Below are 22,448 nucleotides of genomic sequence, written 5' to 3'. Positions count from 1 at the left end.
CCGACACCAGTGGTGGCGTCAGGGCAGGGGCGGTGGCTCCAGCTGATCCGGCGACTCCTCCACCAGCTGCAACCGAACCCGCTTCCCCCCAGCCAGCTCACCAAGGGAGACCCGCATGGTGGAGCCGCTGAGGGACTGCAAAGCGTCGAGCACATCCCGAAGGTAAGGGGTGCTGCTGCCGCTTTCCACCCAGAGACGCTCCTGCAACCCCCCCAGTCGCCGCCAGGAGGTATGCAACTTCAGAACAGCGGCCTCGAGGGCCTGCGCCTGACCAACAGCATCTGCGAGCAGGCCGAGGGCATCAAGACGCTGTGCCTCCTGCATCGCCTTCTCCAGATCGAGTTCACCCTGCTGGAACGCCCGCACCGCCACACCGGCTTCCGTGGCCTTGGTGATCCAGCGAGCGGTGCTGGTCACATCCTTGATGCGATCCAGCTCCGGTTCATCTCGCAACACCTTGCGCAGGTCCTCCTGCTGAGGCTCAGGAAGCTTGGCCAGCTCACGCACCAACGGGGCGACCGCCCGTGGTGGCAGCAGGTTCTCCTGGGTTCTCTGGCGGATTTCCTCCGGCAGCAGAGGACTGGTGGCGGCCGTGAACTCATCCGTCAGCCGCCGCACCTGCTTGCGGGTGATCTCCTGCCCCTCGTTGGCGGCCTCGGAGATCATCACCTGCACTTCCGGAGCCGCCTGGGCCGTCTCCAGAAAGGCCCGCTTCGAGAACTGATTGACGCTGCCTTCCTCGAGCATGCCCCCACCGACGAGATCGTCAGCGGATTCGGCCAGTTGAATCAGGCTGTAGGCACGGGTCTTGCTGATCTCCCGCTCCCGCAACCACTGCAGAAATCCGGCGCCACGCCCCTCCCCGCCGCGTTTTTCGCGATCCCTCACGGCCCCCAGGATGCGACCACGCCAGATCTCGGTCTGCAGATCGAACCGGTCGCAGACAGCCCAGGCCTGCTCAAGCTGAGCCAGGAACTCCAGCGTGCTGATGTCATCCCGCTCTGGATCCGGGAGGTCCAGCTGCAGAGCGGGTTGTTCAGGCACAACAGATGATGTCAACGGAACCGGACGAGACGAGGGGACGACATTCTGTGACGCTGCGCGTTTCCGCCCCTGACCGGGCGATACGCTCCCGGTTGCATCCCTCCATGCCCTGCGATGGCGATCACCCGCGGCGCCAAGGTGCGCATCAAGCGTCCCGAGTCTTATTGGTTCAACGAAGTCGGTACGGTGGCGTCCATCGATACCTCCGGAATCCGCTACCCCGTGGTGGTGCGTTTTGAGAAGGTCAACTACACAGGCCTGGACGGCACGGATGGCGGCGTCAACACCAACAACTTCGCGGAAGCCGAGCTCGAGCCGGCCTGAGGCGTTTGCCTGAGCTTCCTGAAGTCGAGACGGTCCGCCGCGGTCTGGCGGACCGTCTTCAATCCTTTGTGATCGCGGATGTCGAAGTCTGCCGATCGAGAGCGATCGCCAGCCCCGGAGGTGAAGCAGAGTTCCGGGACGCTCTGCGCGGCGCTGAAGTCGGAACCTGGTCGCGTCGCGGAAAATATCTGATGGCAGAACTGCTGCCAGGTCGCGGCACCTGGGGCGTGCACCTGCGGATGACCGGACAATTCCAGTGGCATCCACAACCCAGCGAACCGTGCACACACACCCGTGTGCGGATCTGGAATGAACAGGATGAAGAATTGCGCTTCGTGGATATGCGCAGCTTCGGCGAGATGTGGTGGATTCCTGAGGGCCAGGAGCTGGACACAGTGATGACAGGGCTGAAGCAATTAGGCCCCGAACCATTCACCGAAAGCTTCACAGCACCGTATCTCAAGCGTCGACTGAAAGGATCCACTCGATCGATCAAAAGTGCCCTGCTCGACCAAAGCCTGGTGGCCGGTATCGGCAATATCTACGCGGATGAAAGTCTGTTTGCGGCTGGAATCCGTCCGCACACTCCGGCAGGGCAGTTATCGCTGAAGCAACTGGAGAAGCTGCGTACCTGCCTTGTGGAAGTGCTGCAAGCAAGCATCGGCGCCGGAGGCACAACCTTCAGTGATTTCAGAGATCTCGAAGGGGTTAACGGCAATTACGGCGGGCAGGCCTGGGTGTATCGACGCAACGGAAAACCCTGCCGCATCTGCGGAACCATCCTGCTCCGGGACAAATTATCCGGGCGCAGCACTCACTGGTGCCCCAACTGTCAGAGCTGACTTTTGAAGGCACAAAAAAACCACCTCGTTGCGAGGTGGTTTCTTCGTATGGAATGTTTTACCTGGCATCGAGCTATTTTCTCAGGGGGCTACCCCCCAAATATCGTCGCCGCTGATGCGTTTCACAACCGAGTTCGAGATGGATCGGAGTGGTTCCACACCGCTATGGACACCAGGATAGTTAAACATTCTCATGGGTTGTGAACCCTGAGAACTGCATAGGATCTGCAACTTTCGTCGCGCGTCTGAATCAAACAAAGTCTGTCTTTCAGGCAAGAACCAAGAAGTTGGTCAAGCCCTCGGTCTATTAGTACTCCTCCGCTGCATCCATTACTGGACTTCCACGTAGAGCCTATCAACGGGTGTTCTGCCCGTGACCTTACTGGGTTACCCCATGGGAACACTCATCTTGAGGTGGGCTTCCCACTTAGATGCTTTCAGCGGTTATCCACTCCGCACATGGCTACCCAGCGTTTACCGTTGGCACGATAACTGGTACACCAGAGGTGCGTTCCTCCCGGTCCTCTCGTACTAGGGAGAAATCCTCTCAATGTTCCTACGCGTACACCGGATATGGACCGAACTGTCTCACGACGTTCTGAACCCAGCTCGCGTACCGCTTTAATGGGCGAACAGCCCAACCCTTGGGACCGACTTCAGCCCCAGGTTGCGATGAGCCGACATCGAGGTGCCAAACCTCCCCGTCGATGTGAACTCTTGGGGGAGATCAGCCTGTTATCCCTAGAGTAACTTTTATCCGTTGAGCGACGGCCCTTCCACTCAGAACCGTCGGATCACTAAAGCCGACTTTCGTCCCTGTTCGACTTGTTGGTCTCACAGTCAAGCTCCCTTCTGCTTTTGCACTCGTCAGCTGATTTCCAACCAGCCTGAGGGAACCTTTGCGCGCCTCCGTTACCTTTTAGGAGGCGACCGCCCCAGTCAAACTGCCCACCTGATACTGTCCGCTCCCCGGATAACGGGTGAACGTTAGAACCCTAGCTCTGAAAGAGTGGTATCTCACCAGTGACTAACTCATACCCACAAGCATGAGATCAACGTCTCCCACCTATCCTGCGCATTCAGAGCCCGGGCACAATACCAAGCTACAGTAAAGCTTCATAGGGTCTTTCTGTCCAGGTGTACGTAGTCCGCATCTTCACAGACAATTCTATTTCGCCGAGCCTCTCTCCGAGACAGCGCCCTGATCGTTACGCCTTTCGTGCGGGTCGGAACTTACCCGACAAGGAATTTCGCTACCTTAGGACCGTTATAGTTACGGCCGCCGTTCACCGGGGCTTCAGTCGCCAGCTTCGCTTACGCTGACCGGCTTCCTTAACCTTCCGGCACTGGGCAGGCGTCAGCCCCCATACATCGTCTTGCGACTTAGCGGAGACCTGTGTTTTTGGTAAACAGTCGCCAGGGCCTCTTCACTGCGACCACCTTGCGGTGGCACCCCTTCTCCCGAAGTTACGGGGCCATTTTGCCGAGTTCCTTAGAGAGAGTTACCTCGCGCACCTCGGTATTCTCTACCACCCCACCTGTGTCGGTTTCGGGTACTGGCAGTTATGCCTTAACGGGTATAGAGCTTTTCTTGGAAGCATGACGTCACCAACTTCGCTGCCGTAGCAGCTCGTACTCACGCCTCAGCTCGGAACGTTTTCTCCGCTCCTCAACGCCTCGAACGCTTGAACCAGTAACCAACATCTGGCTTGGCTAGCCTTCTCCGTCCCTCTTCCCAAAACATAACCGGTACAGGAATGTTGACCTGTTATCCATCGACTACGCCTTTCGGCCTCGCCTTAGGTCCAGACTAACCCTCCGCGGACGAGCCTGCCGGAGGAACCCTTAGGGTTTCGGTGCATGGGATTCTCACCCATGTTTTCGCTACTCAAGCCGACATTCTCACTTCTATGCAGTCCACGTCCGCTCACGCTAACGCTTCGCCCCACATAGAACGCTCCCCTACCATAAATCCGCAGCTTCGGTACAACACTTAGCCCCGTTCATTTTCGGCGCAGGATCGCTCGACCAGTGAGCTATTACGCACTCCTTTGAGGATGGCTGCTTCTAGGCAAACCTCCTGGTTGTCTATGCAATCCCACCTCCTTTATCACTTAGTGTTGATTTGGGGACCTTAGCTGGCGGTCTGGGCTGTTTCCCTCTTGACCATGGAGCTTATCCCCCACAGTCTGACTGCCTGACTACACACAGGGTATTCAGAGTTCATCTCGATTTGGTACCGCTCTCGCAGCCCGCACCGAAATGGTGGCTTTACCCCCCTGCTGGAGCATCAGACGCTACGCCTCAACGTATTTCGGGGAGAACCAGCTAGCTCCGGGTTCGATTGGCATTTCACCCCTAACCACAGCTCATCCGCTGACTTTTCAACGTCAGTCGGTTCGGACCTCCACTTGGTATCACCCAAGCTTCATCCTGGCCATGGTTAGATCACCCGGGTTCGGGTCTATAAACACTGACAAGCGCCCTATTCAGACTCGCTTTCGCTATGGCTCCACCATTTCCGGTTTAACCCGCCAGTGCCTATAAGTCGCCGGCTCATTCTTCAACAGGCACACGGTCACCCTATGAGTAGGGCTCCCATTGCTTGTAGGCTCACGGTTTCATGTTCTATTTCACTCCCCTCCCGGGGTTCTTTTCACCTTTCCCTCGCGGTACTGTTTCGCTATCGGTCACACAGGAGTACTTAGCCTTACGAGGTGGTCCTCGCGGATTCACACGGAATTTCACGTGCTCCGTGCTACTCGGGATACAGCTAGGTCAGTTCAGTTTTCAGTTACGGGGCTTTCACCCTCTGTGGCGTGTCATTCAAACACTTCTCCTAACATTCCTGATCCACGTTGCTGTCCCACAACCCCGATGCTCGAAAGCATCGGTTTAGGCTCTTCCCCGTTCGCTCGCCGCTACTGAGGGAGTCGTTTTTACTTTCCTTTCCTCCAGCTACTAAGATGTTTCAGTTCGCTGGGTTGGCTCGCGCCAGCCTATGGATTCAGCTGGCCGTACTAGGGGTTGCCCCATTCGGAAATTCCCGGATCAAAGCGTGCTTCCAGCTCCCCGAGACTTATCGCAGGTAACCACGTCCTTCATCGCCTCTGTGTGCCAAGGTATCCACCGTGAGCCCTTTGTAGCTTGACCAATTAACCTCTAAAACGCTTACCGTTGTTGAGACGGATTCTTCTGTTTTCAACCTCAGTTTTCACTGACACTGAAAACAAAATCAAACTCCTCATCGCTCGACACGATAAGAAGAACATTTTAGAGTCTCGGCTCTTGCTCAAAAGAATTTTCATTGCTCTGGTTCTAGGCATCCTTTCGGATACTCAGACTCAAAACAATGCATCCATGAGATGCTTTGTTTTTTCCAGACTTCACCTATGCAGTTGTCAAGGTTCTGCCAGACTCCAAATCAAATCATTGATTGCTCAATAACTTGAATTGAGCCCAGCATCTTATCAACCAAATCATGAGTTCTCACTCATCCTTGGAATGACAGGAAGCTGGGGTCATCCAGCGGACATTATCCAAATCACACTCCTCATTTCGAGTCATTTCCCGTTACACGGAAAATGGAGATTGAGTTCGGTCAGTGGAGGTTAGGAGACTCGAACTCCTGACATCCTGCTTGCAAAGCAGGCGCTCTACCAACTGAGCTAAACCCCCAACACCGAATGGGCCATCCTGGACTTGAACCAGGGACCTCACCCTTATCAGGGGTGCGCTCTAACCACCTGAGCTAATGGCCCAGGAAAAAAACTCAACCCTTGTGGGGTGTGACCTAGACAAAGTTTAGGAACTGATCATCTCCATAACTCAAATCAACATTGCTGCTGATTCAGTTACTTCAACGCTGAGGTACCGATCGACCTAAGGTGACAGGATTTCGGCCTAAGAATAAAAGTACTCAGGCATCAAAATCGTTGTTTGTCTCCCTGTTAGGAGGTGATCCATCCGCACCTTCCGGTACGGATACCTTGTTACGACTTCACCCCAGTCATCAGCCCCACCTTCGACGTCCTCCTCCACAAGGGTTGGAGTAACGGCTTCGGGCGTGGCCAACTTCCATGGTGTGACGGGCGGTGTGTACAAGGCCCGGGAACGTATTCACCGCAGTATGCTGACCTGCGATTACTAGCGATTCCTCCTTCACGTAGGCGAGTTGCAGCCTACGATCTGAACTGAGCCACGGTTTATGGGATTTGCTTGTCCTCGCGAACTTGCTGCCCTTTGTCCGTAGCATTGTAGTACGTGTGTAGCCCAGGATGTAAGGGGCATGATGACTTGACGTCATCCACACCTTCCTCCGGTTTATCACCGGCGGTCTCTCTAGAGTGCCCAACTAAATGCTGGCAACTAAAGACGTGGGTTGCGCTCGTTGCGGGACTTAACCCAACATCTCACGACACGAGCTGACGACAGCCATGCACCACCTGTCACTGCGTTCCCGAAGGCACCCTCTCGTTTCCAAGAGGTTCGCAGGATGTCAAACCCTGGTAAGGTTCTTCGCGTTGCATCGAATTAAACCACATACTCCACCGCTTGTGCGGGCCCCCGTCAATTCCTTTGAGTTTCACACTTGCGTGCGTACTCCCCAGGCGGAACACTTAACGCGTTGGCTACGACACCGAGGGGGTCGATTCCCCCGACACCTAGTGTTCATCGTTTACGGCCAGGACTACAGGGGTATCTAATCCCTTTCGCTCCCCTGGCTTTCGTCCATGAGCGTCAGTTATGGCCCAGCAGAGCGCCTTCGCCACTGGTGTTCTTCCCGATATCTACGCATTTCACCGCTACACCGGGAATTCCCTCTGCCCCTACCACACTCAAGCCCAACAGTTTCCACTGCCATGATGGAGTTAAGCTCCACGTTTTAACAGCAGACTTTCTGGGCCGCCTGCGGACGCTTTACGCCCAATAATTCCGGATAACGCTTGCCACTCCCGTATTACCGCGGCTGCTGGCACGGAATTAGCCGTGGCTTATTCATCAAGTACCGTCAGATCTTCTTCCTTGATAAAAGAGGTTTACAGCCCAGAGGCCTTCATCCCTCACGCGGCGTTGCTCCGTCAGGCTTTCGCCCATTGCGGAAAATTCCCCACTGCTGCCTCCCGTAGGAGTCTGGGCCGTGTCTCAGTCCCAGTGTGGCTGATCATCCTCTCAGACCAGCTACTGATCGATGCCTTGGTGAGCCTTTACCTACACCAACTAGCTAATCAGACGCGAGCTCATCCTCAGGCGAAATTCATTTCACCTCGCGGCATATGGGGTATTAGCAGCCGTTTCCAGCTGTTATCCCCCTCCTGAGGGCAGATTCTCACGCGTTACTCACCCGTCCGCCACTAACCCGAAGGTTCGTTCGACTTGCATGTGTTAAGCACGCCGCCAGCGTTCATCCTGAGCCAGGATCAAACTCTCCGTTGTAGTTCATGTCCTCTTACAACTCAAATAATTGCTTACCTGAATCGCTCAACATGATTTGCGTCACCCATTACTCAGCCAATGCCGGCAACAGTTGAGGCCTCCTTCCCGCTGACACAGAAAGGGTTCTTAAGAGTGCATCTCTAGATTTCTCTTTCAATGACTTTCCAGGATCTCAGATCCGGTTGTTGCTCCACATTGCGCACACCGGCAACCGCAAGGCTCGTGAAAACCTCGCCGTTGCAAGCACAATGCTTCTCTGCAACACGTTTGTTCTTTTGACGGGACCTCACACCTTCATCGCTTCTTCATTCAAATGTGCACCTCACCTTGCGGCTCAATGCTCATCTGAACGCGATGAAAGCGTCAGTTCCTAAACTTTTCAATTGTCCAGGTTCGATCAACTATCCTCTCCTCCCTTTCAGAAGGTGGGTGTTGATCAACGCGGTCTCGCGACCGCTTGTGAAACTTACAACACCGTGGGATCTCTCCCTCCTGGTCCTGTAAGCCGCCTCAGACACCTCAAGGCTTTCGCCTTCAGCGCTTCGGCTTGCGCACTCGCCTCTCGGCTCCTGCGCAAGACAAAACCATAACACCACAACGCCCACTCAGGCAACAGCAGCGACCCTCAGGGATCAGCAGAATCGCTTCCACTGCCGAGACCCGTTGGCATGACTAGCTTCCCAAAAGGATGACGGGATGCGATGCCAACCGGCTTCACACAGCAGAATCAACGGTTCCGTCCGAGCTCGAAAGAAGATCAGGTTGTTCAGAAGGCCCGCGAGCATTTCGAACGCACCCTGATCCAGATCCGCGGGGAACTCGCAGGGAGCGTGGCAGCCCTGGAGCATCCGCGTCACGACGAGGCGCTGAACTACGGAGAGATCTTCCTTCGGGACAACGTTCCCGTGATGATCTATCTCCTGCTTCAGGGGAGATACCCCGTGGTGAAGCAGTTTCTCTCGGTCTGTCTGGATCTGCAGAGCACGACGGTGCAGACCCGCGGCGTCTTCCCCACCAGCTTTGTGGAAGAAGAGGGTGATCTGGTGGCCGATTACGGCCAGCGATCGATCGGACGGATCACGTCCGTGGATGCCAGCCTCTGGTGGCCGATTCTGTGCTGGCTCTACGTCAAGCGCAGCGGCGATTCAGAATTCGGACGCAGTCAGCGTGTTCAGCGCGGGCTGCAACTGCTGCTGGACCTGGTGCTCCATCCGAGCTTCGAAGGCACACCGGTGCTCTTTGTTCCGGACTGCGCCTTCATGATTGATCGCCCCATGGATGTCTGGGGAGCACCGCTGGAAGTGGAGGTGCTGCTGTTCGCAGCGCTGCGCAGCTGCATCGGACTGATGGAACTCTGTCAGCGGCACGACAGCAATGCGCTGCTGGAGGAACGTCTCCGGCTGAGCCGCCGATGGATGCACGATCTGCGCCAGTACCTGCTCAAGCACTACTGGGTCACCAGCAAAACCATGCAGGTTCTGAGGAGACGCCCAACGGAGCAGTACGGCGACAATCAATATCAGAACGAATTCAATGTGCAGCCTCAGGTGATTCCCGACTGGCTGCAGGACTGGCTGGAAAACCGAGGCGGGTATCTCATCGGCAACATGCGCACCGGCCGACCGGATTTCCGCTTCTACAGCCTCGGGAATTCACTGGCCTCCCTGTTCGGACTGCTCACCGCGCCCCAGCAACGGGCCTTGTTCCGGCTCGTGCTGCATAACCGCCAGCATCTGATGGCTCAGATGCCGATGCGCATCTGCCACCCCCCCATGGGTGGTGTGGAGTGGGAGAACAAGACCGGTTCAGACCCCAAGAACTGGCCCTGGAGCTATCACAACGGTGGGCACTGGCCGAGCCTGCTCTGGTTCTTCGGGTCGTCGATCCTGCTGCATGAGCGGCTTCACCCGCATGCGGACGTGCTGCTGATGGGTCAGATGAAGACCATGCTGGAGGAGTGCTACTGGAGCCATCTGAACCAGCTGCCCAGACAGCAGTGGGCCGAATACTTCGATGGGCCCACAGGCACCTGGGTTGGGCAGCAGTCCAGGACTTATCAGACCTGGACCATCGTGGGCTTTCTGCTGCTGCATCACTTCCTGCGGGTGAACCCCGACGATGTGCTCATGCTGCAGCTGGAAACCGGTCTCCAATAAAAAAGCCCCCGGGTCGGACCCGGAGGCTTGTGGCGATGGTTCCGATCGGTGATCAGAACAGGCCGAGTGTCAGAGACTTGTCGATCGGCATCGCTGCTCCAATACCCAGATAGATGGTGGCGACGGTTCCGAACAGGAACACCGTCATGGCCACGGGACGGCGGAAGGGATTCTGGAACTTGTTGAAGCTCTCGATGAAGGGAACGAGCATCAGTCCCAGGGGAACCAGGGTCTGCAGAGCAATTCCCAGAAGCTTATTGGGAACAACGCGAAGGATCTGGAACACCGGATACAGGTACCACTCGGGAAGAATCTCGAGAGGGGTGGCGAAGGGATCGGCCTTGTCTCCGAGCATGGCCGGATCAAGAACAGCGAGACCAACAACGCAGGCGATGGTTCCGAGGATGACGACCGGGAAGATGTAGAGGAGGTCGTTGGGCCAGGCAGGCTCTCCGTAGTAGTTGTGCCCCATGCCTTTGGCGAGCTTGGCCCGCATCTTGGGGTCAGAGAGATCAGGCTTCTTGAGGATGTGCATCAGAAACTCCGGGTGATGGTTGAAGAGTAGAGAAATCGATCACAACGGACCGGAAATGCCCTGCTTCCGGATCATCAGGAAGTGCATGAGCATGAAGACAGCCAGCAACCAAGGCATCACAAAGGTGTGCAGGCTGTAGAAGCGCGTGAGGGTGGACTGGCCGACGCTTTCACCGCCCCGGAGAAGTTCCACCATGAAGTCGCCCACCACAGGAATGGCAGCGGGAACACCGGAGACGATCTTCACGGCCCAGTATCCAACCTGATCCCAGGGGAGGGAGTAACCGGTGACGCCGAAGGAGACGGTGATCACCGCCATGGTCACACCGGTGACCCAGGTGAGCTCACGGGGACGCTTGAAGCCTCCGGTCAGATAGACCCGGAAAACGTGGAGGATCAACATCAGCACCATCATGGATGCGCTCCAGCGATGCACGGAGCGGATCAGCCAGCCGAAGCTGACATCCGTCATCAGGTACTGAACCGAGGTGTAGGCCTCAGCCACGGTCGGCTTGTAATAGAAGGTCATCGCGAAGCCGGTCGCGAACTGGATCAGGAAGCAGACCAGGGTGATGCCGCCCAGGCAATAGAAAATATTGACGTGCGGCGGCACGTACTTGGAACTGATGTCGTCGGCAATGTCCTGGATTTCAAGACGTTCCTGGAACCAGTCGTAAACCGGTGATGAGTTCGCCATGCACAAGCGGGCTCGAGTTGCGAAAGTCTACTGAGCACGCTTCAGCCACGGCGCCGGAGGGACCGCTATGTATCCGACTGTTAACGGAAACTCAGAACGGCTGCGGCGCAGTGTGTCTGCCTGCCTGCGCAGCCTGATCGCGCTGCTGATGTGCTGCGGACTGGTCCTGCAGCCCGTGGGATCTGCCCAGGCCCTCAGCGATGCCCAACAGCTGGTGGTGGAGAGCTGGAGGCTTGTGAATCAGGGCTATCTCAGCCCTGAGCGACTGGATGAGATCCGCTGGAGACGCCAGCGCCAGAAAGCCCTGGAGCGTTCGATCAGCAGCAGCGAGGACGCCTATCAGGCGATCGAGGCGATGCTCGTGCCCCTCGAGGATCCCTATACACGGCTGTTACGCCCGGATGATTACGCCGCTCTGAAGGACAGCACGACTGGAAATCTCAGTGGTGTGGGGCTCCAGCTCGGCCCGGGATCAGACAGTTCCAGAGTTGTGGTGATCTCAGCGCTCGACGGCTCCCCGGCCGCGGACGCCGGTGTGAACAGCGGTGCCGAAATTCTCTCGGTGAACGGTGTGGCGGTGGCTGATCTCGGACTGGAAGGAACGGCCAACGCTCTGCGCGGCGACGTGGGGACCACGGTTCTGCTGATGCTGTCGGATGGGGTGGATGGGGAACATGAGCTTTCGCTGGAGCGACGCAGCGTTGACCTGCGTCCGGTGCGCACCCGGCGGCTCCGCAGCGATTCCCACACCTTCGGCTACCTGCGCATCACCCAATTCACCGAAAGCGTGCCCGAGCAGGTCGGTCAGGCCTTGGCTGAATTGCAGGACAAAAACATCGAAGGGCTGGTGCTGGACCTCCGCAACAATTCAGGCGGTCTGGTGAGTTCCGGCCTCGCTGTGGCGGATGACTTCCTGGCGGGCGGAACCATCGTGGAGACCCGCAACAGGGAGGGCATCAACGACTCGATTCAGGCGGGATTCGACAGCCTCTATGACGGTCCGATGCTCACCCTGGTCAATGGAGGGACAGCGAGCGCGAGCGAGATCCTGGCGGGAGCACTGCAGGACAACGGGCGTTCGACGCTGCTGGGCGGCCTAACCTTCGGCAAGGGCCTGATCCAGACCCTGACCAACCTCAGTGACGGCAGTGGGCTGGCGGTCACCGTGGCCGGTTACGTGACCCCAGACGGACGGGACATCCAGGGCACAGGCATCGAACCTGAGCGGGTGCTGGATGGACCCGAACCGCTGAATCCAGGAGGGGATGGTGATCGCTGGCTGAACGAGGCCCAACAGTCTCTGGAGGCTCTGCTCGAAAGAACGGCGGACGTCCCCGCGGGATGAACCAGCGCACTTATCACGACCCCCTGCACCGGGGCATCCGACTCGACGGGGATGTCCCGGCGGAAGCGATGGTGATGACCCTGGTTGACACCCCACCTTTTCAGCGATTGCGCCGGGTACGTCAGCTGGGGCCTGCCTTCCTCACGTTTCACGGCGCGGAATCCAGCCGCTTCACCCATTCCATCGGGGTGTTTCATCTGGCCAGGCGCGCCTTCACCCAGCTGCTGAACCAGAACGATGAGCTGGAGGTTGATCGAGGGCTGCTGTACGCCGCAGCACTTCTGCACGACATCGGCCATGGCCCCCTCAGCCACACCGGCGAAGAGATGTTCGGACTGCGTCATGAGGACTGGTCAGCCCGGATCATTGAGGAGGATCCGGTGATCCGCGGCTGCCTCGAAGACCATGCCCCCGGAACGGCGGCAGCCGTCGCTGCCCTGCTTGCCAAGGGAGAGGCGGAACGTCTCGTGATCAAGAGACTGGTCAGCAGTCAGCTGGACTGTGACCGGCTGGACTATCTGCTGCGGGACAGCTACAGCACCGGAACGCGTTACGGACAGCTGGATCTCGATCGCATCCTGGCGGCCCTGACCCTCGCTCCTGACGGCGACCTGGCCCTGCATCCCAAGGGCCTCATGGCAGTGGAGCACTACCTGGTGGTGCGCAATCTGATGTACCGGAGCGTTTACAACCATCGCCTGAACGTGGTGTGCAACTGGCTGCTGGAGAGGCTGGTGCGCACCGCCAGGCAGCTGGGGCCCGATCAGGTCTGGGCCGATGCCGTCATGGCCCGATGGCTCTGGGAACCAGACGGTCTCGACCTTCCCTGTTTTCTGGCCAACGACGACGTCCGCACCGGATATCACCTGCAGAGATGGCAGCAGGAGGGACCGGACTCCCTGGCTGAACTGTGCAGCCGTTTTCTGGATCGACGCCTTCTCAAGGCCATGGCGGTGGAACACATCGGAAGCGAGGACCAGTTGAAAGCCCTGGCGATCGCCGGACGTCTGGCGGAATCCATCGGCCTGGATCCGGCTTCCTGCTGTGGGCTGCGTCACCAGCAGATCCGTGGATATCACCCCTACAGAGGCGGGCTGCGGCTCTGGAATGGCCGCCGTCTTCAGGCTCTCGAGCAAGCGTCCGCACTGGTGGCCAGTCTGTCGACACCTGCTGAGACGTCCTGGTTGATCCATCCGCGGGAGATTCAGGAGGATCTGCAGGCCGCTCTGGATGGGGAGGGGTTCTGAAGCCGAACCTTCGACCTGTCGCCTGTCTCCCGTTGAATGGGGCACACCAGGCTCCCGGCGTCGATGACCATGCTGCAGCTGCCGGACCGACACCATCAGCACTGGCGGGATGCTCTGGAGGACCGACTGCAGGACGCCTCGCCAGGGCCGATTGATCTTGACTGCGGGGATTGGCTGCTGACCTGCAGCGATCTTCAGCAGCTGAGTGGCATCGCTGCTGCCCGCGGATACACCCTCCGGACCCTGCTCGGACATCGTCCGGAGACCGTCGTCAGCGCTTCGGCCCTCGGTCTCGATGCACGGCTGCAGCCGCACCTCGCGGAAGACAACGCGACAGCCGATCCATCTCCATCGACAGGGGAAGGGCTGCTGTTCCATCACGGCACCCTTCGATCCGGCGACCATCTCCAGAGCGACCGGGATGTTCTGCTTTACGGAGATGTGAATCCTGGTGCACGGATCAGTGCTGCTGGACACGTGCTTGTGTGGGGGCGTCTGCGCGGAATCGCCCATGCCGGACGAGACGGCGATCCTTCAGCGCGGATCATCGCCCTGCAACTGAGGCCACTTCAGCTGCGCATCGGAGACGTGGTGGCACGTGGACCTGAGGATCTGCCGCAGGAGGGTCTGGTGGAGCAGGCCCGCCTGGAGGACGGTGAGATCGTGATCGAGGCGGCACCCGCACAGACCCTCCCTCGCCGCTGATCAATTGGGTTGCCAGTGCAAACACTCTGTTTATCCTGGCGAGACCCAAGCGAATCCCTGGTGTCGACGACACGAACGATCCTGATCTGCTCGGGCAAGGGCGGCGTCGGCAAGACGACGACAACGGCGAATCTCGGAATCGCCCTCGCACGCCAGGGTGTCCGCACGGTCGTTCTGGATGCCGACTTCGGCCTGCGGAATCTCGACCTGCTCCTCGGCCTTGAAAACCGCATCGTCTACACCGCTCAGGAGGTTCTGGCCGAGTCCTGCCGGCTGGAACAGGCGCTGGTCAAACACAAACAGGAACCCAACCTGGCGCTGCTTCCGGCCGGTAATCCACGGATGCTGGAGTGGCTGACACCCAAGGACATGCGCGCCATCACGGCACTGCTTGAGCCCTCCTTCGACTACATCCTCATCGATTGCCCGGCAGGAATCGAGGATGGTTTCAAGAACGCCTCGGCCGCAGCACGGGAAGCCGTGGTGGTCACCACACCCGAGGTTGCTGCCGTCCGTGATGCGGATCGGGTGATCGGCCTGCTCAACAGTCAGGGAGTCACTCCGATTCAGCTTGTCCTGAACCGCGTCCGTCCGAAGATGATGTCGAATCAGGAGATGCTCTCCGCCGACGATGTCACCGACATCCTGGCTCTGCCGCTTCTCGGACTGGTGTTCGAAGACGAACAGGTGATCGTCAGCACGAACCGTGGAGAACCGCTGACCTTGACTGGAAGCAATTCCCCTGCAGCGAAGGCCTTCAAGAACATCGCCCGCCGCCTTCAGGGAGAAGACGTTCCTCTCATGGATCCCTCCGAAGCCCGTTCAGGGTTGCGCGCCAAGATGCGCCAGCTGATGCAGACCAGGATCTTCTGAACCGATGACGCTCAAAGATCTGATCGACAAATTGCTGCGCCGTCAGCCCGCCAGCGCCGAATCCGCACGGCAGCGATTGCAGCTCGTGCTGGCCCACGACCGGAGCGACCTCAATCCCGAGCTGCTGGAGCAGATGCGTCGGGAGATTCTCGAGGTCGTGGCCCGTTACGTGGAAATCGACGTCGAGGAGGGAGACGTGAGTCTGGAGACCGAGGATCGCGTCACGGCGCTGGTGGCCAATCTGCCGATCCGACGGTCCCTGAAGTGAGAAGCGCGGGGAACACTTCTCCCCAGAGTCCTCCCGTACTTGAGATCTCTCAACCACCTCACCCCCAGGGAGCAGCGCGTGACTGCTCTGCTCACAGAGGGCCTCAGCAACCGCGCCATCGCAGACAGACTGGTGCTGAGCCACCGCACGGTGGAATGTCACATCAGCCGAGCACTCGCGAAGACAGGATGTCGCAACAGGCTGGAGCTGGCGCTCTGGATGATTACCATGCGTGAGATGCCGGCTTAGCTCAGTGGTAGAGCAGCGCTTTTGTAAAGCGAAGGCCGTCGGTTCAAATCCGTCAGCCGGCTTTCGGATCTAGCGCTCAGACCCGCCAGCGGGTTGCGAGGCGAAAATCCAGATCAACGTCAGAAGGGCCATCCAGCCCAGTGCTCGCACTTCGAGCAGAGCGGTGACAACCTGCTCGATTGGCTCAAAAAGCCAGTGGAACAGGCTCATGAACAACAGGCAGAGGCCGATCAGGGCAATCATCGGTCTTGACAACCTGTGGGCATCACAGCGCCCCTGCGCAGGAGGCGCCAGCGACCTGGACCATCCCAGGCCAGCACGGTGCTCGCCTGGCCAGACAATCGAGGCCATGGCTGAGGCCCCAGCTGCGGGAGATCCGGGAAAACGACCGCAGCCTCGGCCGCTGATGCGCAGGAGGGCTCACCTGAACGGTTGGCGCTGGTGGTTGCGAGCGGACCGCTCCGGCTCAGCAGCGAACACGTCAGGGACGAGTTCGGCACCCGCAGTCCGAGGCTGCTTCCTCCTGGATTGAGCCATCCCACCACGGGGGCTGTGGAGGGCAGAACAAGGGTGAGGGCACCCGGCCAGTGATCCAGGGCCATCGTCATGGCCTCGTCCCGGCAGGATTCGTCGCAAAGACTGATCAGCTCGACAGCGGAGGATCCCATCAGGATCAGCGGCTTGTCGGCGGGGCGCCGCTTGATCGTCCAGAGACGATCGGCGCACTCAGGTTGGATGGCAAGGCCAGGGAGCGTGTCGGTCGGGATCACGGCGGCTGAGCCTGCCAACAGCCGTCGAGCCAGTTGCGGAGCCTCGAGGATGTCGATGGGGGAAGAGCTCACAATGGCCTTCGCCCCATCGCGAAGCGCATCACACCCTGCAGATCGGGGGCCGCGTCCACATCGCTCAGACCGACTCTCTGCATCAGTGCCACCACGGCATCGCTTTGATCATGGTGATGTTCGATCAGAAGCCATCCCCCCGGCGACAGAGCCCTGGGGGCATCCTTCACAACGGCACGGACGCTGTCGAGTCCATCGGCGCCGCCACTGAGGGCGAGATGGGGTTCATGGTCCCGCACGACCGGCTCGAGACCATGGATCAGGTTCGACGGGATGTAGGGCGGATTGCTGAGCACGAGATCGAACGCACCCCACCAGGGCCTGAGCGGCTCCCACCAGCTGCCGCAGTGGAGCGTCCAGCAAGCGCAGGCGCCATGCGTTCTGAGATTCCGCTCCGCCAGAAGCAGGGCGTCAGGACTGATCTCCACCGCGTGCACCGGAACGTCGGGCCAGCTGCGCCCGAGGCCGACGGCGATGGCGCCGGACCCTGTGCCGAGATCGGCCAGCCGCCGAGGAGCACCAGACAGCGGCCTTGAACTCGCCAGCTCCAGCAGCAGCTCGGTTTCCTGACGCGGAATCAGAGCGGCCTCCGAGACCTCAAGGACCACATCACGCCAGGGGCAGAGGCCCACCAGATGCTGCAGGGGCACCTGATGCTGCAGGTGACGCAACCAGTGTTCTTCAAGGATCTCGAGCGGACTCTGGAGGATCACGGTGCGGTCAGCATCGACCATCAACAGCTGCAGATCGCGCCAGGACAGGCCGCCGCCCAGGTCCAGGAGCCAGTCGAGGTCAACACCGCGACCACCTCGCTTCAGCTGTGCCCGTCGCCAGGCCATCAGCTCCGCGCCAGGGATGCTCCGGGGATCCGTCAACGTCGGCAGGGACGCCAGAGATAACCAGACTCACACACGACCCTGCCATGCCGCTCCATCTCAAGAAGCCGGCGAGCCAGGGCGGCAGGAGATTGCCTCAGACGGCTCGACAGATCCTCCAGTGAGGCACCGGAGGCCATGGCCTGCAGCAGTTCGATCTGCTCCGCCCTCTCCGGGTTCAGCTGGGATGGAAGCGGCTCAGGCTCATGCCGGAGCAAAGGCCCTGGCCCGAGATGCCTGACGAGGGCTTCGGCCGAGAGCAGCGGTGCCGCCTGGTTCTGCAGCAGAGCGTTGCTTCCCCTGGCCGACCAGCGCAGGGCATCCCCTGGCACCACCCAAACCGGGCAGGAGCGCTGTTCAGCCAGCCGAGCAGAGATCAGCGCACCGCTGCGCTCCGGGCACTCCACCACCACCAGCGCCGAGGCCAGGGCCACGATCAGACGATTTCGATGGGCGAAGTGGCCCCGCTGGACCGGCTCCCCGGAGGAGCGTTCCGAGATCAGCAGCCCCTGCTGCGCCACAGCCTTCTGGAGAGCATCGTGATGACGGGGATACACGCGATCGAGACCGGTCCCGAGCACGGCCACAGGAGCTCCATCCGCCTGAAGGCAGCCCCCATGCACTGCGGCATCAATGCCTTCGGCAAGGCCGCTGATCACGGGCCAACCGGAGCGCGCCAGGGCATGACCAAGGTCCTCCGCCATCCGGATGCCATGCGGGGATGCCGACCGTGTACCGACCACCGCCACCGCTTGACCCGACGTCAGGCAGTCCAGGAGGTCCAGCCGTCCGCGGCGGAACAGCAGCTTCGGCGGCTGAGCCATCCGATCGAGCCGCACGGGCCAAGCGTCATCGCAGGGCAGCAGCACCTCGCGGGGAACCGTGAGATCCGGGTGCCGTCCAAGGTGGCTGCGATACCGCTCAACCGCCTGCAACACCGGTCGAGGCCAGGGGAGAGCTTCGGCCAGACGCGGCTCAGGCCAGCTCCAGAGAGCCTCAGGTCCGATGCCATGGTCCCTGGCGACAGCCCGCAGATGGGACAAACGCACCGCTCCGACACCAGGACACTGACTCCAGACCCACCACCAACCGCGCATCCCGCCAATCAGTACATCCGTACCAGATTAGACCGGCGGCTCCTCGTGACCCCCTCCCAGCAGGCGGTCGATCACCGCCTGCACCTCCAGCGGCACCCGCCGGAGCACCACACCACCCTCTTCACTGCGCCGCAGCATCACCAGCTCCACGACCGCCTCCGCCATCACCGTCTCACCGAGCAGGAACCGGGTCGTCCAGGGCCAGCGCACACCACGCCTCGCCTCGCAGCGACTCTCGAGGACGACCACATCCCCGTGCCTCAGCGCCTGGCGGTAGTCGATCCGCAACGACACAACCGGCATCTCAATGCCCTCATCCGCCATGACGGCATAGGAGAGGCCCGCTGCGCAGAGGGCCTCCACCCTGGCTTCCTCAAGCCAGGCCACGTAGGCGCCGTGCCACATCACGCCGGCATGGTCGGTGTGCTGTGGAAGCACCCGCTTGCGCAGACGCCAGGGGCGCGTCGTAACGCTCTGCCTCTGCTGACGACTCATCCTGTTTCCCGCCCCATAGGCTTTCGAGACAGGCTGCCTCACCTACGTGTTTAGGAATCTGCTGATCGCCGACTCAGGGAAGGGTCATGTCGAAGAAATGGTCCGCATGCTGCAGGACGTCCCGAGCCTGAAAAGGGCCCGGGCCACCTTGCTCCATGTGGTTCCGGAGCAAAGCAAGGCGAAAGCGGAAGATCACCGCGCCGACGCCGAGAGCCTCCTGGGCAAGGCCACCGAGCGGATGGGTCTCCAGGCCGACAGCGTGAAGATCCTGGTCCGCGAAGGGGACACCAAACAGGTTGTGCTCAAGGTTGCCGAGGAGATCGACAGCGACCTGATCGTGATGGGATCCCGGGGGCTCGGACGCCTTCAGTCGATCCTCGCGAACAGCACGAGTCAGTACGTGTTCCAACTGTCGACCCGTCCGATGCTGCTCGTGCGCGATGACCTCTACGTGCGCCATGTCAACCGAGTGATGGTGACGATCGATGGAACCGGCGTCGGAGACGACGCCCTTCGCACCGCCTGTGAGCTGATCAGCGAGATCCCCGGCGGAACGCTGACGGGTCTTCATGTGGTCCGGCAGGAATCGACACCGACCCGCGGTGGACGCACCCGCGCCGATGAGATTCTCGACGCTGCGGTTCAACGCGCCCGCGGTTTCGGAGTGGAGCTCCGGCCGATGACCAGTTTCGGCAAGGACATCGGCCGGGCTGTCTGCGCCGCGGCCGGTGAAGCCAATGCTGACCTCGTGGTGATCGCCTCGCAGGACCGCCGCCCGCTCGTGGCACGGGGGCTGGTGGATCTCGACAAACTTCTTGGCGGTTCGGTCAGCGACTACATCCGGGTTCACGCTCCAGCGCCGGTCCTGCTGGTCCGGGAACCGGAGCGCGGATGACCCTCAGCTCTGCTGACTGTTGGTCTGGATATACAGAATGATCAGGAAGATCGCCGGCACCAGGATGAACAGGAGGCTGGCGACAAATCCGAGATCGTTGGTTTCCATAGCCGCAGTTGGAATCCTGGCGAACGTATCACCGTCGAGCGGCCATCGACGCCACAGTCTCAGCCCTCTTCATCGGCGTTAGCAGGAGTCCCGTCCTCCGACTCCTCCAGCTCGGCTTCCGGTGGCACCGGCCACGCGGTGGGCCCATCCGGCAGCGGAGCCTGCCGGGCCGCCGCCAGACGGGCCTCCGCATCCGGCAGGCGGACCTGAGGACGGGTCAGGACCAGCAGGGAACGATCCACCAGGGCCTGACACGCCAGGCGCCACTCCTGCGGGCGCCGACGCAGCTTGGCCTCCTCCACCGGGGTCCGCTCCGAGAGAGCCTCCACACCATCCTCGTCGACAACGGCGACGAAGCAGGTGATGCACTGACCGCAGCCACCGCAGTTGCCGAGCTGACCCTTGAGCCCATAGAGCTCAACCCCTTCCCGCAGAGCGACGTCGCGGAGGTTCTCTCCCGGGAAGCACTCCACGTCGCGACCTTCTCGAACAAATCGGATCACCGGCATGGGAAGAGCGGGCAGAAGACGACCATCATGGGTTCGAGGGTTGCGTTTTGTGAACAGCCTGCCTCGAACATTCATGTCACCGCTCGTTTCAGCTGGAGGGAGGGAAAACCGCCAGACGGAACGAAACCCTTACGATCGGCCGGAATAGCTGCTAACCGTGCAGCTCTGTCCCCCCCGAACCTGACCCATGGGATTGCCCTGGTATCGGGTGCACACCGTCGTCATCAATGACCCGGGCCGCCTTCTGGCCGTGCACCTCATGCATACAGCCCTTGTTGCCGGCTGGGCCGGCTCCATGGCTCTGTACGAGCTCGCCATCTTCGACCCGTCCGATCCGGTCCTGAACCCCATGTGGCGTCAGGGCATGTTCGTGATGCCCTTCATGTCCCGTCTCGGTGTGACAGGCAGCTGGGGTGGCTGGAGCATCACCGGAGAAACCGGGGTGGATCCAGGCTTCTGGAGCTTCGAGGGTGTGGCAGCAGCCCACATCATCTTCAGCGGACTGCTGATGCTCGCCGCCATCTGGCACTGGACGTTCTGGGATCTTGAGATCTGGCAGGACCCCCGCACCGGGGAACCGGCCCTGGATCTCCCCAAGATCTTCGGCATTCACCTGCTGCTGGCCGGTCTCGGCTGCTTCGGCTTCGGTGCTTTCCACCTGACCGGGGTCTTCGGCCCGGGAATGTGGGTATCCGATGCCTACTCGCTAACAGGTCACCTGGAACCGGTCCAACCGTCCTGGGGTCCGGAGGGCTTCAATCCATTCAACCCGGGCGGCATCGTCGCTCACCACATCGCGGCCGGGATCGTCGGCATCATCGCCGGCATCTTCCACATCACCACCCGTCCACCCGAGCGTCTCTACAAAGCGCTGCGGATGGGCAACATCGAAACCGTTCTCGCCAGTGCGATCGCCGCTGTGTTCTTCGCCGCCTTCATCGTGGCCGGAACCATGTGGTACGGGTCGGCAGCGACCCCTGTTGAGCTGTTCGGACCCACCCGCTATCAGTGGGATCAGAGTTACTTCAAGACGGAAATCAACCGTCGCGTCCAGACCGCCATGGACGATGGTGCAACGCGTCAGGAGGCCTATGAGTCCATTCCTGAAAAGCTCGCTTTCTACGACTACGTCGGCAACAGCCCTGCCAAAGGTGGTTTGTTCCGTGTCGGCCCCATGGTGAATGGCGATGGACTGGCCACCTCCTGGGTGGGTCACATCGTCTTCTCGGACAAAGAGGGGCGTGAACTCGAGGTTCGCCGTCTGCCCAACTTCTTCGAGAACTTCCCTGTTGTCCTGCAGGACGAGCAAGGGATCGTTCGTGCCGACATTCCTTACCGTCGGGCGGAAGCCAAGTATTCCTTCGAGCAGCAGGGCGTCACGGCCCAGGTGTTCGGTGGAGCCCTCGATGGCCAGAAGTTCAGCGATCCCGCTGACGTGAAACGCCTGGCGCGCAAGGCTCAGCTGGGTGAAGGTTTCGATTTCGATCGCGACACCTACAACTCTGACGGCGTCTTCCGCAGCTCACCCCGCGGCTGGTTCACCTTCGGCCACGCCACCTTCGCGCTGCTGTTCTTCTTCGGCCACATCTGGCACGGAGCCCGGACCCTCTACAGAGATGTGTTCGCCGGGATCGATCCTGACCTTGGAGACCAGGTTGAATTCGGTCTGTTCGCCAAACTGGGCGACAAATCCACACGACGGCTGCCTGAAGGCTATGTGCCTCCAGCAGGCTCCCCGCTCAACTGATCGCCCTTTAAAGGAGTCCTCAGATGGAAAGCTTCGCTTACATCCTCATTCTCACTCTTGCGATTGCAACCCTGTTCTTCGCGATCGCCTTCCGCGATCCTCCGAAGATCGGCAAGTGAGTCCAACCCATGGGAACCCCGCTTCGGCGGGGTTTTTTATG

22 protein-coding genes, 3 tRNA genes and 3 rRNA genes are annotated in these 22,448 nt (G+C 60.1%); 13 read left to right on the top strand and 15 right to left on the bottom strand.

The genetic code is table 11. The annotated features are described in order from the left end of the window. Positions 1–18: 18 nt before the first annotated feature. The gene (locus tag KR49_RS10695) at positions 19–1,059 is read right to left on the bottom strand and encodes a hypothetical protein (RefSeq protein WP_043695169.1); all 1,041 of its coding nucleotides are present in this window, start codon (positions 1,057–1,059) and stop codon (positions 19–21) included. A gap of 99 nt (positions 1,060–1,158) precedes the next feature. Here KR49_RS10695 and KR49_RS10690 point away from each other — a divergent pair, with 99 nt between their 5' ends. After that, the gene (locus KR49_RS10690) at positions 1,159–1,368 is read left to right on the top strand and encodes a photosystem I reaction center subunit IV (protein ID WP_043695166.1); all 210 of its coding nucleotides are present in this window, start codon (positions 1,159–1,161) and stop codon (positions 1,366–1,368) included. Between the two features lie 5 nt (positions 1,369–1,373). Continuing rightward, complete coding sequence (locus KR49_RS10685) at positions 1,374–2,210, top strand: DNA-formamidopyrimidine glycosylase (protein ID WP_043695163.1); 837 nt, start codon at positions 1,374–1,376, stop codon at positions 2,208–2,210. Positions 2,211–2,270: 60 nt separating this feature from the next. On the opposite strand, the gene rrf is transcribed toward KR49_RS10685, so the two are convergent. The 5 genes from rrf to KR49_RS10660 all read right to left on the bottom strand — a co-directional run bounded on the left by rrf (position 2,271) and on the right by KR49_RS10660 (position 7,646). Further along, a 5S ribosomal RNA gene (gene rrf / locus KR49_RS10680) occupies positions 2,271–2,387 on the bottom strand. Between the two features lie 110 nt (positions 2,388–2,497). Continuing rightward, positions 2,498–5,363 (bottom strand): 23S ribosomal RNA (locus KR49_RS10675). Positions 5,364–5,815: 452 nt separating this feature from the next. Continuing rightward, a tRNA-Ala gene (locus KR49_RS10670) sits at positions 5,816–5,888 on the bottom strand. A gap of 9 nt (positions 5,889–5,897) precedes the next feature. Beyond that, positions 5,898–5,971 (bottom strand) — tRNA-Ile (locus tag KR49_RS10665). Positions 5,972–6,160: 189 nt separating this feature from the next. Continuing rightward, positions 6,161–7,646 (bottom strand): 16S ribosomal RNA (locus KR49_RS10660). The 16S, 23S and 5S rRNA genes sit together here with 2 tRNA genes alongside, the layout of an rRNA operon. A gap of 701 nt (positions 7,647–8,347) precedes the next feature. On the opposite strand from KR49_RS10660, the gene KR49_RS10655 reads away from it, so the two are divergent. After that, positions 8,348–9,802 carry a glycoside hydrolase 100 family protein gene (locus KR49_RS10655; RefSeq protein WP_043695160.1) on the top strand — a complete coding sequence of 485 codons (1,455 nt, stop codon included), beginning with the start codon at positions 8,348–8,350 and terminating at the stop codon, positions 9,800–9,802. Between the two features lie 52 nt (positions 9,803–9,854). Here the strand turns inward: KR49_RS10655 and petD are convergent, their stop codons facing one another. Together petD and petB are read right to left on the bottom strand one after the other, a co-directional pair. Next, on the bottom strand, positions 9,855–10,337 hold the full coding sequence (petD, locus tag KR49_RS10650) for a cytochrome b6-f complex subunit IV (RefSeq protein WP_043695157.1): 483 nt from the start codon (positions 10,335–10,337) through the stop codon (positions 9,855–9,857). A 39-nt stretch (positions 10,338–10,376) separates the two neighbouring features. Next, positions 10,377–11,033, bottom strand: a complete 657-nt coding sequence (gene petB, locus KR49_RS10645) for a cytochrome b6 (RefSeq protein ID WP_007100534.1) — start codon at positions 11,031–11,033, stop codon at positions 10,377–10,379. A gap of 67 nt (positions 11,034–11,100) precedes the next feature. Here petB and ctpZ point away from each other — a divergent pair, with 67 nt between their 5' ends. From ctpZ to KR49_RS10615, 7 genes are all read left to right on the top strand, one after another. Continuing rightward, on the top strand, positions 11,101–12,378 hold the full coding sequence (gene ctpZ / locus KR49_RS10640; RefSeq protein WP_043695154.1) for a carboxyl-terminal processing protease CtpZ: 1,278 nt from the start codon (positions 11,101–11,103) through the stop codon (positions 12,376–12,378). Beyond that, positions 12,375–13,625, top strand: coding sequence for an HD domain-containing protein (locus KR49_RS10635; RefSeq protein WP_043695151.1), 1,251 nt, complete (start codon positions 12,375–12,377; stop codon positions 13,623–13,625). Before ctpZ ends, KR49_RS10635 begins: the two co-directional genes overlap by 4 nt. A 63-nt stretch (positions 13,626–13,688) precedes the next feature. Then, positions 13,689–14,330, top strand: a complete 642-nt coding sequence (gene minC / locus KR49_RS10630) for a septum site-determining protein MinC (RefSeq protein WP_043695148.1) — start codon at positions 13,689–13,691, stop codon at positions 14,328–14,330. A 60-nt stretch (positions 14,331–14,390) separates the two neighbouring features. Continuing rightward, positions 14,391–15,203: a septum site-determining protein MinD gene (minD, locus tag KR49_RS10625; protein WP_043695145.1), complete on the top strand. Its 813-nt coding sequence runs from the start codon at positions 14,391–14,393 to the stop codon at positions 15,201–15,203. Positions 15,204–15,207: 4 nt separating this feature from the next. Continuing rightward, positions 15,208–15,471, top strand: coding sequence for a cell division topological specificity factor MinE (minE, locus tag KR49_RS10620; RefSeq protein WP_043695142.1), 264 nt, complete (start codon positions 15,208–15,210; stop codon positions 15,469–15,471). 39 nt (positions 15,472–15,510) lie between these two features. Next, complete coding sequence (locus KR49_RS13040) at positions 15,511–15,720, top strand: response regulator transcription factor (RefSeq protein ID WP_052378329.1); 210 nt, start codon at positions 15,511–15,513, stop codon at positions 15,718–15,720. Beyond that, a tRNA-Thr gene (locus KR49_RS10615) sits at positions 15,711–15,782 on the top strand. Before KR49_RS13040 ends, KR49_RS10615 begins: the two co-directional genes overlap by 10 nt. A gap of 7 nt (positions 15,783–15,789) precedes the next feature. On the opposite strand, the gene KR49_RS14315 is transcribed toward KR49_RS10615, so the two are convergent. The 5 genes from KR49_RS14315 to KR49_RS10595 are packed head-to-tail and all read right to left on the bottom strand — an operon-like array spanning position 15,790 to position 19,029. Beyond that, the gene (locus KR49_RS14315) at positions 15,790–15,963 is read right to left on the bottom strand and encodes a hypothetical protein (protein WP_173402146.1); all 174 of its coding nucleotides are present in this window, start codon (positions 15,961–15,963) and stop codon (positions 15,790–15,792) included. Further along, positions 15,960–16,562 (bottom strand): L-threonylcarbamoyladenylate synthase, encoded by a 603-nt coding sequence (locus tag KR49_RS10610; protein ID WP_043695139.1) that lies wholly within the window; start codon positions 16,560–16,562, stop codon positions 15,960–15,962. The genes KR49_RS14315 and KR49_RS10610 overlap by 4 nt, the downstream gene beginning before the upstream one ends. Beyond that, positions 16,559–17,437, bottom strand: coding sequence for a peptide chain release factor N(5)-glutamine methyltransferase (prmC, locus tag KR49_RS10605; RefSeq protein ID WP_253912754.1), 879 nt, complete (start codon positions 17,435–17,437; stop codon positions 16,559–16,561). The genes KR49_RS10610 and prmC overlap by 4 nt, the downstream gene beginning before the upstream one ends. Continuing rightward, entirely contained in the window at positions 17,434–18,534 is a 1,101-nt protein-coding gene (gene dprA, locus KR49_RS10600) for a DNA-processing protein DprA (protein WP_043695133.1), read from the bottom strand. The genes prmC and dprA overlap by 4 nt, the downstream gene beginning before the upstream one ends. Before the next feature lie 27 nt (positions 18,535–18,561). After that, on the bottom strand, positions 18,562–19,029 hold the full coding sequence (locus KR49_RS10595; protein ID WP_043695131.1) for an acyl-CoA thioesterase: 468 nt from the start codon (positions 19,027–19,029) through the stop codon (positions 18,562–18,564). Positions 19,030–19,075: 46 nt separating this feature from the next. Here KR49_RS10595 and KR49_RS10590 point away from each other — a divergent pair, with 46 nt between their 5' ends. After that, positions 19,076–19,924 (top strand): universal stress protein, encoded by an 849-nt coding sequence (locus KR49_RS10590; protein ID WP_043695127.1) that lies wholly within the window; start codon positions 19,076–19,078, stop codon positions 19,922–19,924. A gap of 3 nt (positions 19,925–19,927) precedes the next feature. Here the strand turns inward: KR49_RS10590 and psbM are convergent, their stop codons facing one another. Next, positions 19,928–20,032 carry a photosystem II reaction center protein PsbM gene (psbM, locus tag KR49_RS10585; RefSeq protein ID WP_043695124.1) on the bottom strand — a complete coding sequence of 35 codons (105 nt, stop codon included), beginning with the start codon at positions 20,030–20,032 and terminating at the stop codon, positions 19,928–19,930. Positions 20,033–20,091: 59 nt separating this feature from the next. Then, positions 20,092–20,541, bottom strand: coding sequence for a 2Fe-2S iron-sulfur cluster-binding protein (locus KR49_RS10580; protein ID WP_043697361.1), 450 nt, complete (start codon positions 20,539–20,541; stop codon positions 20,092–20,094). Between the two features lie 187 nt (positions 20,542–20,728). Here KR49_RS10580 and psbB point away from each other — a divergent pair, with 187 nt between their 5' ends. Further along, positions 20,729–22,288 (top strand): photosystem II chlorophyll-binding protein CP47, encoded by a 1,560-nt coding sequence (gene psbB / locus KR49_RS10575; protein ID WP_043695121.1) that lies wholly within the window; start codon positions 20,729–20,731, stop codon positions 22,286–22,288. A 23-nt stretch (positions 22,289–22,311) separates the two neighbouring features. Next, complete coding sequence (locus KR49_RS10570) at positions 22,312–22,407, top strand: photosystem II reaction center protein T (RefSeq protein WP_006042122.1); 96 nt, start codon at positions 22,312–22,314, stop codon at positions 22,405–22,407. Positions 22,408–22,448 lie beyond the last annotated feature (41 nt).

Source organism: Synechococcus sp. KORDI-49 (genome assembly GCF_000737575.1).
In the GTDB taxonomy this organism is placed as follows: domain Bacteria; phylum Cyanobacteriota; class Cyanobacteriia; order PCC-6307; family Cyanobiaceae; genus Parasynechococcus.
Note: the sequence above shows the minus strand (reverse complement) of the source record. Positions and strands in the feature narration are given on the sequence as shown.

Excerpts from the sequence above, each read along its gene's own strand:
- KR49_RS10690 (WP_043695166.1), top strand. The coding sequence starts at position 1,159 with ATGGCGATCACCCGCGGCGCCAAGGTGCGCATCAAGCGTCCCGAGTCT.
- KR49_RS10655 (WP_043695160.1), top strand. The coding sequence starts at position 8,348 with ATGCCAACCGGCTTCACACAGCAGAATCAACGGTTCCGTCCGAGCTCG.
- petD (WP_043695157.1), bottom strand. The coding sequence starts at position 10,337 with ATGCACATCCTCAAGAAGCCTGATCTCTCTGACCCCAAGATGCGGGCC.
- petB (WP_007100534.1), bottom strand. The coding sequence starts at position 11,033 with ATGGCGAACTCATCACCGGTTTACGACTGGTTCCAGGAACGTCTTGAA.
- ctpZ (WP_043695154.1), top strand. The coding sequence starts at position 11,101 with ATGTATCCGACTGTTAACGGAAACTCAGAACGGCTGCGGCGCAGTGTG.
- KR49_RS10635 (WP_043695151.1), top strand. The coding sequence starts at position 12,375 with ATGAACCAGCGCACTTATCACGACCCCCTGCACCGGGGCATCCGACTC.
- minC (WP_043695148.1), top strand. The coding sequence starts at position 13,689 with ATGACCATGCTGCAGCTGCCGGACCGACACCATCAGCACTGGCGGGAT.
- minE (WP_043695142.1), top strand. The coding sequence starts at position 15,208 with ATGACGCTCAAAGATCTGATCGACAAATTGCTGCGCCGTCAGCCCGCC.
- KR49_RS14315 (WP_173402146.1), bottom strand. The coding sequence starts at position 15,963 with ATGATTGCCCTGATCGGCCTCTGCCTGTTGTTCATGAGCCTGTTCCAC.
- dprA (WP_043695133.1), bottom strand. The coding sequence starts at position 18,534 with ATGCGCGGTTGGTGGTGGGTCTGGAGTCAGTGTCCTGGTGTCGGAGCG.
- KR49_RS10595 (WP_043695131.1), bottom strand. The coding sequence starts at position 19,029 with ATGAGTCGTCAGCAGAGGCAGAGCGTTACGACGCGCCCCTGGCGTCTG.
- psbM (WP_043695124.1), bottom strand. The coding sequence starts at position 20,032 with ATGGAAACCAACGATCTCGGATTTGTCGCCAGCCTCCTGTTCATCCTG.
- KR49_RS10580 (WP_043697361.1), bottom strand. The coding sequence starts at position 20,541 with ATGCCGGTGATCCGATTTGTTCGAGAAGGTCGCGACGTGGAGTGCTTC.
- psbB (WP_043695121.1), top strand. The coding sequence starts at position 20,729 with ATGGGATTGCCCTGGTATCGGGTGCACACCGTCGTCATCAATGACCCG.
- KR49_RS10570 (WP_006042122.1), top strand. The coding sequence starts at position 22,312 with ATGGAAAGCTTCGCTTACATCCTCATTCTCACTCTTGCGATTGCAACC.